16 protein-coding genes and 1 tRNA gene are annotated in these 17140 nt (G+C 46.4%); 5 read left to right on the forward strand and 12 right to left on the reverse strand.

What is annotated here, in order from left to right; all coding sequences use genetic code 11:
* Positions 1–1847, forward strand: a 1847-nt coding sequence (locus IGQ44_05985) for an elongation factor G (protein ID HIK37519.1), incomplete at its 5' end; no start/stop codon positions are given.
* A 23-nt stretch (positions 1848–1870) separates the two neighbouring features.
* Here IGQ44_05985 and IGQ44_05990 read toward each other — a convergent pair.
* The 4 genes from IGQ44_05990 to IGQ44_06005 form a co-directional block, all read right to left on the reverse strand.
* A complete protein-coding gene (locus IGQ44_05990) occupies positions 1871–2869 on the reverse strand; it encodes an NAD(P)H-dependent glycerol-3-phosphate dehydrogenase (protein HIK37520.1) in 999 nt (332 codons plus the stop codon).
* 19 nt (positions 2870–2888) lie between these two features.
* Positions 2889–3152: a hypothetical protein gene (locus tag IGQ44_05995; GenBank protein HIK37521.1), complete on the reverse strand. Its 264-nt coding sequence runs from the start codon at positions 3150–3152 to the stop codon at positions 2889–2891.
* Between the two features lie 51 nt (positions 3153–3203).
* Positions 3204–3425, reverse strand: a complete 222-nt coding sequence (locus IGQ44_06000) for a hypothetical protein (protein HIK37522.1) — start codon at positions 3423–3425, stop codon at positions 3204–3206.
* Between the two features lie 594 nt (positions 3426–4019).
* Entirely contained in the window at positions 4020–6503 is a 2484-nt protein-coding gene (locus tag IGQ44_06005; GenBank protein HIK37523.1) for a SpoIIE family protein phosphatase, read from the reverse strand.
* Positions 6504–6905: 402 nt separating this feature from the next.
* Here IGQ44_06005 and IGQ44_06010 point away from each other — a divergent pair, with 402 nt between their 5' ends.
* Entirely contained in the window at positions 6906–7202 is a 297-nt protein-coding gene (locus IGQ44_06010; protein HIK37524.1) for an HU family DNA-binding protein, read from the forward strand.
* A 66-nt stretch (positions 7203–7268) separates the two neighbouring features.
* Positions 7269–8348: a threonine-phosphate decarboxylase gene (locus tag IGQ44_06015; GenBank protein HIK37525.1), complete on the forward strand. Its 1080-nt coding sequence runs from the start codon at positions 7269–7271 to the stop codon at positions 8346–8348.
* Here the strand turns inward: IGQ44_06015 and IGQ44_06020 are convergent.
* Positions 8345–8581, reverse strand: coding sequence for a DUF4327 family protein (locus tag IGQ44_06020; GenBank protein ID HIK37526.1), 237 nt, complete (start codon positions 8579–8581; stop codon positions 8345–8347). The two genes, IGQ44_06015 and IGQ44_06020, sit on opposite strands and share 4 nt — an antisense overlap.
* 119 nt (positions 8582–8700) lie before the next feature.
* Positions 8701–10278: a beta-glucosidase gene (locus IGQ44_06025; protein HIK37527.1), complete on the reverse strand. Its 1578-nt coding sequence runs from the start codon at positions 10276–10278 to the stop codon at positions 8701–8703.
* An 80-nt stretch (positions 10279–10358) separates the two neighbouring features.
* Between IGQ44_06025 and IGQ44_06030 the strand changes: the two genes are divergently transcribed.
* Positions 10359–10444, forward strand: a tRNA-Ser gene (locus tag IGQ44_06030).
* Positions 10445–10682: 238 nt separating this feature from the next.
* Here the strand turns inward: IGQ44_06030 and kaiC are convergent.
* The 5 genes from kaiC to IGQ44_06055 all read right to left on the reverse strand — a co-directional run bounded on the left by kaiC (position 10683) and on the right by IGQ44_06055 (position 15244).
* Positions 10683–12227: a circadian clock protein KaiC gene (kaiC, locus tag IGQ44_06035; protein HIK37528.1), complete on the reverse strand. Its 1545-nt coding sequence runs from the start codon at positions 12225–12227 to the stop codon at positions 10683–10685.
* Positions 12228–12445: 218 nt separating this feature from the next.
* Positions 12446–12751: a circadian clock protein KaiB gene (kaiB, locus tag IGQ44_06040; protein ID HIK37529.1), complete on the reverse strand. Its 306-nt coding sequence runs from the start codon at positions 12749–12751 to the stop codon at positions 12446–12448.
* 61 nt (positions 12752–12812) lie between these two features.
* Positions 12813–13694, reverse strand: coding sequence for a circadian clock protein KaiA (locus IGQ44_06045; protein ID HIK37530.1), 882 nt, complete (start codon positions 13692–13694; stop codon positions 12813–12815).
* Between the two features lie 81 nt (positions 13695–13775).
* The gene (gene panB / locus IGQ44_06050) at positions 13776–14549 is read right to left on the reverse strand and encodes a 3-methyl-2-oxobutanoate hydroxymethyltransferase (GenBank protein ID HIK37531.1); all 774 of its coding nucleotides are present in this window, start codon (positions 14547–14549) and stop codon (positions 13776–13778) included.
* Positions 14550–14590: 41 nt separating this feature from the next.
* A complete protein-coding gene (locus IGQ44_06055; protein HIK37532.1) occupies positions 14591–15244 on the reverse strand; it encodes a bifunctional 4-hydroxy-2-oxoglutarate aldolase/2-dehydro-3-deoxy-phosphogluconate aldolase in 654 nt (217 codons plus the stop codon).
* A gap of 91 nt (positions 15245–15335) precedes the next feature.
* On the opposite strand from IGQ44_06055, the gene IGQ44_06060 reads away from it, so the two are divergent.
* Entirely contained in the window at positions 15336–16532 is a 1197-nt protein-coding gene (locus IGQ44_06060; GenBank protein HIK37533.1) for a glycosyltransferase family 4 protein, read from the forward strand.
* Here the strand turns inward: IGQ44_06060 and IGQ44_06065 are convergent.
* The gene (locus tag IGQ44_06065) at positions 16527–16763 is read right to left on the reverse strand and encodes a hypothetical protein (protein HIK37534.1); all 237 of its coding nucleotides are present in this window, start codon (positions 16761–16763) and stop codon (positions 16527–16529) included. The genes IGQ44_06060 and IGQ44_06065 overlap by 6 nt on opposite strands.
* Positions 16764–17140: the final 377 nt, after the last annotated feature.

Genomic DNA, 17140 nt, shown 5'->3' on the forward strand with positions numbered 1-17140 from the left:
CCTGTGCCCATACTGTCTATGAAGGGATTGATTTTACTTTCCTGGACTGCCCTGGTTCTGTAGAATTTATGCAGGAAACCTACAATGCCCTAGTGGGCGCTGGGACTGCCATAGTGGTATGTGAACCTATAGTAAGTAAGGTGTTAACCCTATCCCCCCTGTTGAAATTCCTAGATGACTGGCAGATACCCCATATTATCTTTATCAACAAAATGGATCGAGCCCAAGATGAGTTTGGTGATGTCCTTAATGCCATAAAGAGCATTTCCAGTCGTCCTCTGGTGCCACAACAGTATCCCATAAAAAGGGAAAGAGACATCATTGGCTACATAGACTTAATCACAGAAAAGGCCTATCACTACCACCCAGGAAAGGCTGCTGAGGCGGTGCCCTTCCCAGAAGAGTTAAAGGAGGCAGAAAGAAAGGCACGACAGGAAATGTTGGAAACGTTAGCGGATTTTGACGATCATCTTCTAGAAGAGTTATTGGAGGACATTGAACCGTCACAGGAGGAGATTGTCAAAGACTTGGAGCAGGAATTGAGTGGCGATTTAATTGTGCCAGTGTTGTTTGGCATGGCAAAGGAGGACTATGGGGTACGTCCTCTGCTTGACTGTCTGGTAAAAGAGGCTCCCGAACCCAATATTACTGCCACTAGAAGGGGTTTAAAGCCAGTTGAGGGGGGGCCAGTCATTGCCCAGGTGTTAAAAACTTACTACAGCAGTCAGGGGGGAAGACTATCCCTAGTACGGATTTGGCAGGGCAGGATAGTAGATGGAATGAGTCTGAGGGGGGTGGAGAATAATAACCTTGTACGGGTAGGTGGCGTATATCGTCTAATGGGCAGTCAACAGAAATCCTTGCACATAGCAGAGACGGGCCAGATAGTGGCCTTGGCCCGTTTAGAGGGAATAGCCACCGGGGATACTCTCACCGACAGCGAGAAGGAAATTAAACCCCTGGCCAAGGCGCCCATCATCCCTCCCGTTTACGCCCAGGCTGTAAGTCCGGAAAATCGTAAGGACGAGGTAAAAATCTCTGGTGCCATTGCCAAGATTCTAGAAGAAGATCCCTCCCTACGGTGGGAACAGAATGAGGACACTCATGAGGTGATATTATGGGGGCAGGGGGCCATTCATCTTCAAGTCACACTGGAGCGTCTTAAGAACAAATACAATTTAACCATGATAGCCCGTAATCCCAAGGTTCCCTATAAGGAGACTATTCGTAAAGAAACAAAGGTTCATGGGCGCTACAAACACCAAACAGGGGGACACGGGGCTTTTGGAGATGTGCATCTGGAGATAAAACCGCTACCCAGGGGAGAGGGTTTTCGCTTCCAAGAGACCATTGTAGGGGGCGTAGTGCCCAAACAGTACATTCCTGGGGTAGAGGCTGGTGTCAGGGAGTACTTACAAAAAGGACCCTTGGGCTACCCAGTGGTAGACATAGAAGTAACCCTGTTCAATGGGGCATATCACCCGGTAGATAGTTCAGATCAGGCCTTTCGTCAGGCAGCCCGTATTGCCATGGCCTCGGGGATGCCAAAATGTGAGCCCATCCTGCTTGAGCCCATTCTGTTGCTAGAGATTTTCACCCCCAGCGAGTTTACTTCCAGTGCCCTACAACTTGTAACAGGACATCGGGGACAAATTCTGGGTTATGAGGGCATGGCGGAGTGGAAAAATTGGGACCGTATTAATGCCTACTTGCCCCAGGCGGAGATGCAAGACTTTATAATTCAACTGCGTTCTCTGACCTTGGGGGTGGGTTTCTTCCACTGGCGGTACGATCACCTAGAAGTGGTTCCCGAGAAGATTTCTAGCCAGGTATTGGCTGCGGCTTAGTCTGGGGTATTGTTGTATTGTCTCTAGCCTTGCCCTTTTTTATCTGTACCGGTGGGGGGGGCCTTTTCACTGCCATGGGGAAAATTGGCCCCAGTCATAAACCAGAATTCGTCTTTCAATTCCCTGGCCATGAGATTTCTCACTGCCATGGGGGGGGTGAGCTCTCCCCTTAAGAGAAGATAAACCTGATAGGCGATGGGTACAGAAATATTTTCCCTTTGAGCCAATTTGACCAACACCTCAGTAGTATTGACTCCTTCGGCAGTGCCCTCCAAGTTTGACAGTATGTCTGACAAAGACTTGCCCTGGGCCAACTGATAACCCACCTGGTAGTTACGGGAAAGGGGACTATCACAGGTAGCCAGCAAATCCCCCAACCCCGACAGGCCGAAGAAAGTTTCCAGTTTTGCCCCCAGGCGAGTTCCGACTCTAATCATCTCCGGTAGTGCCCTTGTAAGCAGGGCAGCCTTGGCATTAGTCCCCAACTGTAGACCATCACAAACGCCGGCTGCTATAGCCATTACATTTTTCAGAGTCCCCCCCAATTCCGTGCCTAAGGGGTCATCATTTACATAAACCCGAAAAATATCAGAGGCAAATAGGGTTTGAATCAACTCTGCTGCCTTTTGGCAACGAGAAGACACCACCGTCGCCGCTGGTAGCCCCTTTCTAATTTCCTTGGACAAATTAGGTCCAGAAAGTACTACAATTGGGTTACAAGGAAAGGCCTCTTGCCAGAGTTGAGAGGGGGTTTTAGCGGTGTCCAAGTCCAATCCCTTGGTGGCCGTCACAATTATTACCCCTTCCCCGATTTTCCCCGCCAGGCTACTGATTACCGGTTTTACCCCCTTCATAGAAACCGCCGACACGATCACCTCTGCCCCGGCTACCGCCTCGGCAAGGGAAATGCCCTCCCGACGACTCCAAATCCTATACTGTCGCCCTGCCCTTGCCAATAAATAACCCAGGGTAGTACCCCAGGCCCCGGCGCCGAGGATGACAATCCTCTTGTTTGCCAACATTTACAGGCCAGATGACAAACTAGTTAGACTCATCGGCGTTTTTGCTGGAAGAGAAGGGAGAGGGAGGCCGCTCATTGCTCCAGGCCCACCAAACCTGTTCACACTCACACATGTAGAACTCTTGCCACTTACGACGGTTATCCTCGGTGGTGACAGGGGCATATCGGTTCAACCAAACCCTTTTGGCTTCCCTAGGACTGGCGTTACAGCGAGGACAGGTGAAGGTAAAGGAGCGCACTGCCTCCCTTGTCCATTCTGGGGCAATAGGGGAAAAGGCCTCTATCATATCATTACACCACTGTATCACCTGTGGTCTACCATTATAAACCACACATCATTCGCCTGCTGCCGTGACCATAATCACTTCCAGCACCCTGCCCACCATGGCTACTGTCATAATGTCTTCCCGTACCCTCCCCTCCACTTCCACTCTCAATCCCTGCTTCTGGATGCTCGCCGGGGGGTTGTACAACTCGTAGGTTTCGCCACTGTCAGTTTGCAAAACCCATGTACCGAATCCTAGGGGGCTGTATTGCACTTGTCCTTTTACCCTCATTCCCCTTCTCCCCACTAAAACAACAGCAGCAGCCCGCACCCGCACCAGTCTGTTTTGCCCCCTACCCCATTACGATAATGAACAGAGTGGCAACGGCACGACCCAACGAGGGCACCCGTGTCGTTCCTTGCTCCCATAGGCCCACATCTTAGGGGACGCAAGACCCGGCGGTGGCTACTGCTGTCTAGTTCCCGGTCTATCATCTCATCACTCACCGCAGACAGTTCCACCAGCCCCCCTTCTTGCCTTACTATTACCAATGGTTTCCTCCCTGGACTACGCCGATACTTCACGGAGTGGCACCGAGCGGGCGTTGTTCCTCCACCCCTCAGCTGCTTTACTCCCCTTCTACCAACAGGTTAGAATACCGCAAGCGGGCCGGCGGACAGCTCCGCGGACTGTGAAGGACAAACAAGAGTTCCTCCTCTCAGCCTTACACCTCCTTTTTCTCTAGTCTTTCTTGAGCCTTGAGCCCTTTTGTTCTCTTCAGAGAAGCCCTTATTTGCCTCCTCTGCTAATAATATAACAACCTTTTTCTTGGGGTGACCACTTATCTTTACAAAAGTTAATTGTGTCTTTTTTTCTTGGGTATAATCACCTTTGTTTTAGCAAAAGTAGGGTTAAATCGTCCTCAATCTTTCTTAGGCCCATAAAACTCTTAACGTCACTGACAATGGCATCTCTTATTTTCTCACAGTCCAGATGCCAGTTTTTCCGGACTATTTCACACAGTCTTTCTAGGCCGTACTGTTGTTTGTGTTGGTTTCTGGCTTCAGTTATTCCATCGGTATAAAGGACAATCCCATCTCCTGGATTCAGGGTTACCTTTTGAAAGTTTATATACTCGCTGATTTGTTCGTCGACGCCGATAGGCACCCCCAGATCAATGGTATCAACTAATTCTATTTCCCCGTTTTTTCTGACCACTATTATCTCCTCGTGTTGTCCAAATATGGTCACTTCTCCCTCACAGTAATTGAGGATAACAAGTGAGAGGTTTTTTTCCGAGTTCATTCTTTTTATGTTGTAGTAGATTGCCCTGTTTAAAATGTCAAGGAATCTAATTGGCTCTGTTTCGCCAGTGTGTTTTAGGGTGCAAATAGCGGCTTGTATCATTACCATTAATATGCCACTTTCTAACCCGTGACCTGTAACATCTCCTATTCCTAAAGTAATATAAGCATCATTTTCTAACTGTAAAACATCAAAATAATCTCCTCCCAATTCGTCAGCGGGCTCACTGTAACCTGCAATATCCAGTGGCTTTATCTTTTTCAGTTCCTGGGGTTTTGGTAGGATTAATTGCTGCATTTGGTGGAGGATTTTCAATTTGCCCGCCAGCTGTAAATTCTCTGAACATAGTCGCTGATTTAACATTCTAATTTCCTCGTTAGCCCTGGCCAGTTCCCTTGTCCTGATTTCTACAATTTTTTCTAAATTCTTTTCCAATTCCTTTCTCTCGGTAATCTCAGTCTGAATAGATAAATACTGGTTAATATTGCCTTTCTCATCAGTCAAAGGCACAATAGTTGTATCCACCCAGTAAAAACGACCATCCTTGGCTTTGTTTTTTATTTCCCCTCGCCATACCTTCCTTTTTGTGATAGTTGACCACATGTCCTCATAAAATTTGGCATCATGATACCCTGATTTGAACAGGGCAGTTTTTTGTCCAATCAATTCCGAAAAAGAATAGCCAGATATTTCTGTCAGTTTTTCGTTGCAGTATACTATTCTTCCCTCGGTGTCAGTAATGGTCACTATAGCGGCTTGGTCTATTGCATACTTAAGATTAGAAATTTCTTGCAAGGTTTGATTAAGACTCATAAACATGGATTCCAACATGTCAGTCATGTGGTTAAAATGCTGGGCGAGGGAATCCAATTCTTCTATCCCTTGGAGAGGTATTTTGTGGTCAAACTCTCCCTCAGACACTTTCTGGGAGGCATTTTTTAGTTTCACAATGGGCTGAATAATAAACTTAGATGTAATCAAACCACTGGTAATAGCTATTCCAACTGCTATCACGGAGATACTAATACTTAAGAACAGATTTCTTTGGAGGAAATAAGTGAAGTCAGTTTCGGGTATAACTAATACAATGGTCCACTGGATGCCCTGATCGTTGGTGAAGGGGATCACATCGATGAGGAGGGGCTTATTGTCAACATGTAATTTAAAGAAGAGGGCATTTTTTGGCTGGTTTTCGAGATAATTATTTGCTAAAATATACTCGGTAATCTTCCTGAGGCTTCGGTTTTCAGTCTCCAAGGCAGAGACCATAATTTGGGGTTGGTTACCTTTTTTTAGACTGAAAGATTCTGCTACTAGAAATCCCTTTTTATCCAAGATAAAAGCAGTGCCACTTTTGCCTATTTTTATGTCCTTTAGAAACAAAGATAGGTCCATCAAGTTCACCTGGTTGGTTATAATTGCTAAAAGTCCACCCTCCAAGGAAAAGACTTTTTTGCTGGTGGAAACCACAAATTCCCCGGTGGTGGGATTTTTGTGAATAAGATTCCATTGATTTGAGGTGGTGACTAGGAAATGTTGATACCAGGGGGTGGATTTGGGCTCAAATTTACTGTTGGCTTCTCTTTTTAACAGTCTTATAACGTCTCCACGGGGGTTGAGGAGATAGACGGAGAGGGTGTTAGACTTGTCTGTTTCTAAAACTGTTAACTGAAAATTTCCATCAGCTAGTGGGATGGTTTCTACATAGTCACCATTTACCAAAGCCAAAGCCATCATTTTAATTTCCTCATTGCCATGGTATTGGTGGACAAAATAACGCCCCAAAGAAGGTAAGTCCTTCAATAGGGAGGGGTTAAAGACAATGGCATTGGCATTTACATGGTTTAGCTGATTACCACGGTTTAAATACTCCTCTAGGTGATTGGTGATGCGGAATCTGAGTTCTCTCTGTAGCTTTTTCGTTATATCCTGTATCGCTGTCTGACCACTCTGATAGGAAATGTAGCTGACAGCACCCAAAACCACAAGAATTTGGCAGACAAAGGGGACTACAAGAAGGGCACGTAAATTAGTTTGTCGGGATACCTGAAACAGTTTCAACATAAACGAGAAACAAAGGGGGCACCCCTTTTAGGGATTAGGGAGACTCCCAATCAAGTGGCGGAGACGGAATAGTACCGTGAGCTAATTTTGTCCTCACTGCCCTTTCTTATCACTTGGCTCTCTTTCTCGCCCTCCCCTCCACTTTTCCCCTGTGTATAGTCTTGCTCATATTCTTCTTCCCTTGGACAAAAACTTTACATTTCTTAATAAAACGCCCTAAAAAATGTAAAAAATTCGATAAAAACAAGACAAATTAACCATTTCAGCTCCTAATCGGGTAATATCATTCTTAGGATAAGAAATCACTCAAACCCAGATTGGGTGGTAATTTCGGCCATTTTGTCCTAAACTTTTTTTTTGACAAACCTATAGTTGAGTTTGAAAAGCAAGGAGACTATACCCATGAACAAAGGAGAATTAGTAGATGCTGTAGCGGCTAAGGCGGAGGTAACCAAAAAACAAGCGGATGCCGTTATAACTGCCACCATTGAGGCTATAATGGAGGCGGTTTCCGCAGGAGACAAGGTGACACTAGTAGGTTTTGGCTCCTTTGAAAGCCGTTACAGAAAGGCAAGAGAGGGGAGAAACCCCAAAACCGGGGAGACGATGGAAATCCCTGCTACCTTTGTCCCCACTTTTTCTGCCGGGAAACTGTTCAAGGAAAAAGTAGCCAAGTCCCAGCAAAATAGCAAGAAATAAAGACGGGCAAAAGTCAGCTTTTTCTTCCAAAAAGGTTGATTTTTGCCTTATATTCTCATTTACTCCATGGTGAACTTTCCTAGACCAGTTCACGGCGGAAATATTGATTGGGCAGTGAGTTTGATAAACTGCCCGGCAGAGGAGGTGCTGGATTTTTCCGCCAGTATAAACCCTCTTGGCCCTCCTGAGGGCGTAATAGCGACCCTAGCCAGGGCAATAAGGGATGTAAGGCATTATCCCAGTCCCAATTACCCCATGGTGAGGGAGACCATTGCCCAGTACCACCAGCTGGAGAGGGAGTGGATTCTGCCCGGCAATGGGGTGGCGGAGTTACTTACCTGGGCAGCCTGGGAATGCCACCAGTTGGAGGGGGTTTTATTGCCGTCTCCCGGTTTTGCTGACTATTTGAGGGCTCTACAGGCCTTTGGGGTAAATTACAGTTTCTACCCCCTGGACTATTTGGGGGGGGACTTATCCCATCTTGCGGTGAACCCTTCAAGGTGGGCTATTTGGATTAATAATCCTCACAATCCCACTGGCAGACTGTGGCAAAAAGAGAGTCTGAAGCGGTACCTAGAGGAATTCGCCCTGGTATTGGTGGATGAGGCCTTTATGGATTTCCTCCCCCCCCCGGCAGAGAGTTTGTTGGACTTGATAGGAGCCTATGACAATTTGGTAATTTTTCGCTCCCTGACCAAGTTTTACAGTCTTCCAGGATTGAGAATAGGATATGCCATAAGCCATCCCGAAAGGCTTAGACGCTGGCAAAAATGGCGTGACCCCTGGCCGGTAAATGTTTTGGCGGCAGTGGCGGCTAAGGCGGCCATGGAAGACGAGGAGTTCAGACAAAAAACCTGGCAGTGGCTTCCCCCCACCCGCACTCGCCTACAAGAAAGTCTAGCAGCCATTGAGGGATTGACAGTTTATCCCAGCCATGCCAACTTTTTACTAGTCGGGAGTGTCCTTCCCACAACCCGGTTACAATGGGAACTACTAAAGGGCTATAAGCTCCTTATCCGCGACTGCTTAAGTTTCCCCGAACTGGGGGATGGGTACTTCCGTGTGGCTGTGAGGCTCCAAAAGGAAAACCAGTTGCTTAGTAGGGCTATTGCCTCCGTTTTCGCCTCTGTTAGGGAGAAAAACTAATCACTTTCCCAACTTTCCCTGGCGATGAGATCGCCTATTTGATCTCTAAGGAGGTAATCGCACTGTTCCAACTCACATTCTACCTTCACCCACTCCCTGGCGGGGATGTACTGACATAGGATATATATAGGCTGATGACGACTGACTATGCCCTTTTCTACTAGGTGACGGGCCTCTTCCCTAATCATGTCAATGGTGTGACTCCCCCTACTGTTTTTTGCTATAGTTTTCATACTTGCTCACCCCTAGTCAATCTTTATTGTCTAGTATAGTTTGGCGGTGGAGCATTGTTGACGACCACTTAATGTATCTTAAAATACAGTTTAACAAAAAAAAAATCCCCTCCCTCCGTTTATAGGAAATTGTCTGTCGGAAGGTCAAAGTCTCCTGACAGGTGAAATAAACAACTCATGGCTAGCTGTTGTGCCAATGGCATTTGTCCGTAGGTGAAAACCCATGGGGAGGAGGGGGGAAGATGCTGACAAAACCATTGACACAGATAAGGACTACCATAGATTACAAGGCCCTGGAATGTTGGTTGACGAAATAACCGCCGGTAGAATTCTTCCTCCCTAGGGGTGAGGCCCGCCCTTCCCCTAAAGGGATTGCCCCGTTTGAACACCTGTAATAACACTGGAGTATTTCTGTAATCAGAGTAATACAGATCGGATTCAGAGACTAGCTGACACTGATAACCAAAACTGCGGGGAATGGCAACGGCGGCGGTGTGGCGAGCAAGGAAGCTACAATTTAGTAAATCTTCCACTACTATGAGATTGACGCCTCCACTAGTAGGTGGAAGTGGAAAATTGCCGCCTTTTTCCATGGACAGTTTTAAAATCTCCTCTACCAAGCGTGAATCGGCTTCTTCTGCAATTGTTTCTAGGGATAAGGAGGAAGAGTCGGGATGACCAATTTTGTCCTTGGCCAGGGCAACTCGTGCTAAACTCAGGTCGATTCTACTTTCCGATAAAACACCCTCTTCCACTGCCCTTTCCACGGCTTCTATGGTGTCCAGGGGGTTTGGCGGCATTAGTAGTATATCTGCCCCTGCCTGTAGGGCTTGGACGGCTACCTGGGCGGGGGGGGCATATTTTTGGATTCCAGCCATAATCAGGGCGTCGGTGACAACCAATCCCTCGAAGCCCATTTGTTGTCTTAGTATGCCCGTTAGTACTCTCTGGGAGACAGTGGCGGGGTGATTAGCATCAATAGCCTCCACCAACAGATGTCCTGTCATCACACTGTCTACACCCTGTTTAATCACTCGGGCAAAGGGTGGCAATTCGACTGTTTGTAGTCTTGGCAAGCTATGTTTAATGACGGGCAAGTCTAGATGAGAATCACAACTAGTGTCACCATGGCCAGGGAAGTGTTTGGCACAGGTTAAAATTGGATACTGCTTACACCCCCGCACAAAGGCGGGAGCTAGGGCGGATACGGTTTCAGTTTTTTCGCCAAAGGCACGAACATTGATAACTGGATTTGAGGGGTTGTTGTTGACATCGGTAACGGGCGCCAAAATCCAATTTATTCCTATACTGAGGGCTTCTTTGGCTGTAACCCTTCCCATTTCCTCCGCCAGGGCCTCTGCTTCGGCGGGATTCTTTTCATATATGGCAGACAGGGCCATTGGGGGAGGAAACCAGGTAGCGCCGGTAAATCTTTGCCCAACTCCCTCTTCTATGTCGGCGGCGATGAGAAGTGGCGTTTTTGCCCATGACTGCAATTGTTGGCTACGATAGGATACCTCTGCCACACTGCCCCCCAACAGGATAACCCCACCAATGTTTAGATTGCCCAGCCATTCCTCTAACTGTTTTCTAGATGCCTCCCATGCTGGATAACATCTTTGATGGTCGAATAAATGACCGGTGGTACGTACTACTATTAATTGTCCTATTTTTTCCCTTAGGGATAAGCCTGACACCTTTTTCCTTATTTTTTCCTTATTTGTTGGCCTGTCTAGTAATCTCGACTTTTATATGCTATAATTTATCATGCCCAGAGGGAGAGGTGGCAGAGTGGTCGATTGCGCTCGACTTGAAATCGAGTGAGGCGATGAGTCTCCGTGGGTTCGAATCCCACCCTCTCCGGTTGCGGCGCGGCTTGACCTAGGCTTCTAACTGTCTAACGCCCTCATCAATCACTACTAACCCACCAAAATTAGAGCTATAACTCTGTCTCTAAGGCTGGCTAAGGCTCACCCTTTTTAACCCATTTTTCCCGTGCTCGTTGAGAGAAAAAACACAGGGGGCCATTGGGAAGGAGGTATAAGGGGGTGGGGGTTTATTTAGTTAGGAGCACATGAGGACATAATTGTCTCCCATGGGGTTATTCGTCGGGGGTTTTTTCCTTGACGTTTTTGACGATGCGGGACAGCTCGGCCTTTTCGTCTACGGTGATCCGAGTGGGAGAACCGCTTATGATACGTTCGTAGTTACGGAAGGAGTCTTTGATTTCGGGGCCGTCCTTGGTGATGGTGTATTCCCTAATACCTTTGTCGTGCCAGGAACCACGCATTTTAAAGACGTTAATGGCTCTGGACATTTCGCCCCTAATTTCTACATACTGTAGCATAATAATAGTATCGGTGATGGTGGAGATGTGGGATTCGGTGATGGAGTGGGCGCCCATGAATTGGTCTGTAGTATTAGTGAAAAAGCCGGTAATTTCCTCTTGTTTAGCATAACCGGTGACGCCGATGACGAACTGACGGAAGGCGTTATTGGTGACTCCCCTAGCCAAGGCGGAGAGGGAGTCGATGGCAATGCGGCTGGGTTTGAATTGGGCAATTTCGGATTTGATGATTTGCAGGTGATCCTCCAAGCCAGCGGATTCGGGGTAGGCGCATAGGACTTTGAGTAGGCCTTTTCTTTCCATTTGTTCAAAATCGATACCCCAAGAGGAGGCATTGCGAGACAGTTGGGCGCGGGATTCTTCATAGGCGAAGAGAATTGCCCTTTCTCCCTGACGGCAACCTTCTTCTAAAAATTTGCTAACCAGGAGGGTTTTGCCTGTGCCGGTGGCGCCTGTAGCCAGGATGATGGAATCTTTGAAGAAGCCACCACCACACATTTCATCAAGAGTTTTAATGCCGGAGGAGATGCGCACATTGGACGAGCGTTGGGTGAGTTGCATGGCGCCGAGGGGAAAGATGTTGATGCCGTCAAGGGTTATAGTAAAGGGGAATTCCCCCTTCATGTGGGTGGTGCCACGTAATTTGAGGATTTCGATGGTTCTTCTTCTTCTTTCTCCTTCTAAGACGTTGCGGAGGATTACCACATTGTCGGAGACGAATTCTTCTACGCCAAAACGGGCTATGGGACCATATTCATCCAGTCTTTCAGTGGTCATTACAGAAGTGACACCAAGACTTTTGAGTCTAGCCACAAGACGGAAAATCTCCCGTCTGACTACCCCTGCCGCTTCATATTGTTGGAAGATGGCGGTGACGGAGTCGATGGCTACTAGTTTAGCTTTGTATTTTTTGATGGCATATTGGATTCTTTCAATTAGAGCAGACAGATCAAAATTGCCCACAACTTCTTGTCCTTCTGGATCTGGCGAGGCGTCTAGAATAAACAGTTTTCCCTCTTGTATTAACTTTTCCAAATCCCAACCAAAACTATAGGCATTTTTAATAATATCCTCGGGAGATTCTTCAAAGGTGATAAATAAACCTGGATAGTCGAAATACTTAATACCATGATATAGGAATTGTACTGCAAATAGAGTTTTTCCCGTGCCGGAGGTCCCACTGACAAGGGTTGTACGCCCCATGGGTAAACCGCCATGGGTAATTTCGTCGAAACCCTCTATCATTGTACGAATTTTTTGTACCCCTTTAGACTTTAGCTGGTCTTTATTTTCGCTCATTTGTGTTTATCAATTGGTATCTTTTTAAAGAGTATTTTTGATGACAAATAACTGCTACAATTAGGGAATATTTATTAAGGCTCGGCAGAGGAGGCAAAGAGATTATATAGTCCCCGTCTGGGTAAAAGAAAAATCATACACTTTCTACCTGGCATGAAAAGCCGGGGGAGAAGGCCCAATCATACCCCATCTAAGATACCAAAATTTCCCCAAATAGACTAGTCTTTATCCTTGATTTCTTCATACAACAAATCTAGTCCTATGAGAACCTTTTCTCTGTCGGAGAGGTCTCCTATAATTTTTCTTACCGGTGGTGGGAGTACCTTTGAGAGGGTTGGGGTTGCCAAAATTTTATCTTCCTCTGCCAGTTGTGGGTTTTTGAGGACATCTATTACTTTTAGGGCGTAAACCCCCTTAAATTCCTCTTCTAGAATTGTCCTTAAAGTTTTCAACGCCCTGACGGAGTTGGGTGTGTTCCCTGCTACATATAGTTTAAGGACATAGGTTTTTTTAATGGGGTTCATACAACTAATTCCCAGAATTATTTTTACTGGTATTATGGTTTATATTTTATTATTTTTCCATTTAATCTACCGTAAAAAGGGTGTCAAAGGGTAGGTCCTCTTTAGGAATAGAACGGCGATACATTTCGCAGAGATGGGCGATGATATCGATGAGGGCTAGACGATAGTCTAAAAGTATGTCATCATTGCGTCCTTCCAGCTTTAATTGCTGAGAAAATTCGTCCATCAATTCCATGTGGATTTCTAGGATTTGTGAGACTGAAATATCGGCGAAAAAGGCCTGATTTACGAATTGATCTATGGCCTGGTTGACATTACTGTCTTGGCTGAAATAGTTAAGGATGATCTCCTTATATTGTTCGGTTAATTGTCTGATAAGTTCTTCTTTTTCTGCCTGGGATAGGTGACGGTAAAAGTAACTGGGATTCCGCTTATAATAAACACCTAAATATCCAAGTCTTTCTTTAAGTTTTTCGGCCAGTCTTCTCTGTTGTAGTAAGAGGAAATTCTGTTTTTCTTGTATTTTTTCTTGATGTCGTGTGTCAGCCGGTTTTTCTTTGAGGGAACAACTGGGGGCCAGCTGTAGGAATTGCCCTATAGCCTTGTCTATGTAACTTGCAATGTTACGCAATTGTTCAGGGGAAATACGGACCTCGGCACTGTGGTAGAGATAATTTTTGGGGGATTGAGGCTCGGTTTGGATGAGTATCACTGGCAGGACTAACCCTTGTTCATATAATTCGTTGAGTATGAGGCCAGTACAGTCGTTTTCCTGTAAAATGAGACAGTCTAGGTGTTCTTTTTGGTTAACAATAAATCCCTTTAGCTCTGTGGCAGAATTGAGAATATGTAAGTCATAACGCTTACTATTGAGCAATTCTGTCAGAGAGTCCAGAAGATTGCCTTGTGGTGCAAAAATACAGACTGAGATTCTGGAGGACAAGGGATTTTCATCCATCACGGTAGATTATTTCATCTATGGTATATGTTAGCTCGAGGAAGTAACAATAATCAACAGGATTTGTTAGGGAAATTGGTGGGATTTGACGTCATCGGCGAAACGGGTGACAGCCTGGAGGATAATGTCCCGGAGATTGGTATAGGGTTTGGCGAAGGGGGGGAGTTTTTCAGACAATCCTAGCAAGTCGGCGGTGACTAAGACTTGGCCATCGCAGTTACTGCCGGCACCAATGCCGATGGTGGGGATTTGGAGGGAGGAGGTGATGGTGGCCGCCAATTCTTCATTCATGTGTTCTAATACTATAGCAAAGGCTCCTGCTTGTTCAAGGGCGAGGGCCTGTTTAAGTATTTTTTCCTGTTGTTGGGGGGTTTGGCCTTGTTTTTTATAGCCTAGGATTCTGACTGACTGGGGGGTTAAGCCGATGTGTGCCATAACGGGGATGCCCACTTCTGTAAGACGAGAGACAGTGTCAATCATGGCCGGATAACCCCCTTCCAGCTTAACGGCGGCGGCATTAGTTTCCTTGAGGATTCTCCCGGCAGATTCAATGGCTTGGCTAATGTCTCTTTGATAGGTAAGAAAGGGCAAATCGCAAACCACCATTGCCCTGTTTACACCCCGACATACAGCCCTAGTGTGGTGAATCATCTCATCGAGGGTGACGGGAAGGGTGCTAGAATGGCCCAAAGCCACCATTGCCAGGGAGTCTCCCACCAGAATCACATCAATCCCCGCTATATCCAGTAACTGGGCAATGGCATAATCCCAGGCAGTCAGACAGACAATGGGGCGTCTTTCCTGCTTCCATTGTTTTAGTTTTTGGATAGTAACCTTCATGAATTGCTTACATATACACAGGAGAAAAGTACGAGAAGATTTTAACCAATGGGAGGAGGAATATAGTTGAACAATTGTTGTTGAAGCCGTCTAGCCCGTTGGCTAATTTCCTGCCAGTTTCCTTGTTTTACCAAAAAGGAGGGGAATAAATCCCCAGCCAAGCCGACGGCAATGGCCCCCGCCTTTATATAATCTGCAGCGTTGGCCAGGGTAACACCGCCCGTTGGGATGAGAGGGAGGTGGGGTAGGGGGGCAAGAATACTTTTGAGGTATTCCACCCCACCCAGGGCGCTGATGGGAAATACTTTAACAGTTCTAGCACCATACTGGAAGGCGGTGAGGATTTCAGTGGGGGATAGGGCGCCGGGGGTAAGAGGAATGTTGTGACTATGGGCTATTTCTAGCAATTCCGGGGAAAAATGGGGGCTAAAGGCAAATTGTACACCTCCTTGGATGGCTTCTCGGAGGGATTGTTTGTCTAAAATAGTACCCACTCCCACCCGACAGGAGGGGAATTCTGTCCTAAGATATTCTATCAGTTTTAGCGGCTGGTCACTGTTCCAGGTGACCTCAATTAGTTTCACCCCAGCCTGTGCCACAGCTTGTGCCTTTTTTTTTCCTTCCTGCCAGTCCCCTGCCCGAATTACCGCGATAATACGGCTGGTTTTTAGTAGGGTAAGCCACTGTTGTAACATTGTAGTATAGGAGAAGAAATGGAAATTGATTATTCTTCATGGATAACTAATAATTGTTCAATAGTAGTTATTGGTGTAGGGGCACAAAGACGTGAGAATTCTGGTTCTGTCATGGGAGTTTCCGCCAAGGATTGTGGGAGGCATAGCGCGCCATGTGTCAGAGTTGTATCCGGAAATAGTAAAGTTGGGGGATCAAGTACATCTAATCACCGTAAAACCGGACGGTGTAACAGCGGCGGCGGAAGAAGAAGTAGAAGGGATTAGGGTATATAGAGTGTCTGTTAACCCTAATGATAACTTTTTTTCCTGGGTAGCGCAAATGAACCAGTCCATGTTAGCCGCTGCCGAGGAGCTGATTCGTAATACTGGTAGTTTTGATATTATTCATGCCCATGACTGGCTGGTGGCGGATAGTGCCATTACTCTGAAACATCGTTATAAAATACCTCTGATTGCAACTATTCATGCTACAGAGTATGGTCGTCACAACGGGATACACAATCAGACTCAGGCCTATGTGGCTTCTAAGGAGGGTTCATTGGTGTATGAAGCTTGGCGGGTAATTGTCTGTAGCGAGTATATGCGGTGGGAGGTGAATCGTGCCCTAGGGTGCCCCAGGGATAAGATAGATGTGATTTATAATGGCATTCGGCCGGAAAAAAAGCAACACCCCCCCGATTTTAACAAAGTAGAATTCCGTCGTCGTTTTGCCCAGGAGCATGAGAAAATCATATACTATGTGGGGCGGATGACCTATGAGAAGGGGATACATGTTTTACTGAAGGCAGCCGGTAAAGTGTTGCAGGAGTTACATGGCAATGCCAAATTTGTGATTATTGGTGGGGGTGATACCAGTTTTTATAAACAACTGGCCCACAGTCTAGGCATTGCCCATCACTGTTTGTTTACCGGGTTTATGTCGGAGGAGGATTTGCATCGTTTCACCACTGTGGCCGACTGTGCCGTTTTTCCCAGTTTATATGAGCCCTTTGGTATTGTAGTGTTGGAGAGTTTTGCCTCTAGGGTGCCGGTAGTGGTTTCTGATGCTGGGGGACTTCCCGAAGTAGTACGACATACTCAGACCGGGATAGTCACCCAAGCCAACAATCCCCATTCTCTTGCCTGGGGGATTTTAGAGGTTTTAAAAAATCCCGAATATGCCCGATACATGGTGGAAAACGCCTATAAGGACCTAGCAGTTCGTTTTCACTGGCCCTCTTTAGCTAGACAAACCCAAAACACCTATCAACTGGTTGTCAGCCAGAGGAAGGCCACTAGCTGGTTATGAATTTTCCTCCCCGTCCATTCCTAGGGAGTAATAGCCCCTTTCTAATCCTTCCCATAGAAGGTTCAGACGTTCAAGGGCTTGGGAGGTGGAGATTTTCCCTGCTGTGTGTAGGGCCTCTACCATGGACACTTTTTGGGCGAATTCTTGGAGATTGCAGTTAAACAACCAGTTTTCCGGAGTGAACACCCCTCCATAATGCCAGCAGGGAAATAACATTTCTCTCATTACCATTTTTGCTTCCCTCATAGCACACCTCCTTCCTCAGTGGGGCTAGGTATTTTATTTGTTGTTAGAATTGAATCAGTTTGCCGAAAAAGGGATAAGAAGGAAAAAAGCAAGTACAAACCAGTCCTTTTTGGCTTTTGGACGGACACACGCCTTAACCGCCGCGGAGGAAGGAGTCTATTCCTCCCCTTCCCTTTCCCGGTTTTTATATCGGTCTTTGGCCTTTCTGCCGTTTCAACCTTTTTTAACTTTTTAACTTTCTCGGGTCTAACTTTCTTGGGTCAATGGCGAAGGGCGAACCCACCCGTATTGCCCACTTCCATTTTCAGCTTAACATCTTCACCTTAAATTGTCAAGGGCTTCTCTTTTTAAAGTTGTCGTAA

The sequence above is a fragment of the Geminocystis sp. M7585_C2015_104 genome, from assembly GCA_015295805.1.
Classification (GTDB): Bacteria; Cyanobacteriota; Cyanobacteriia; order Cyanobacteriales; family Cyanobacteriaceae; genus DVEF01.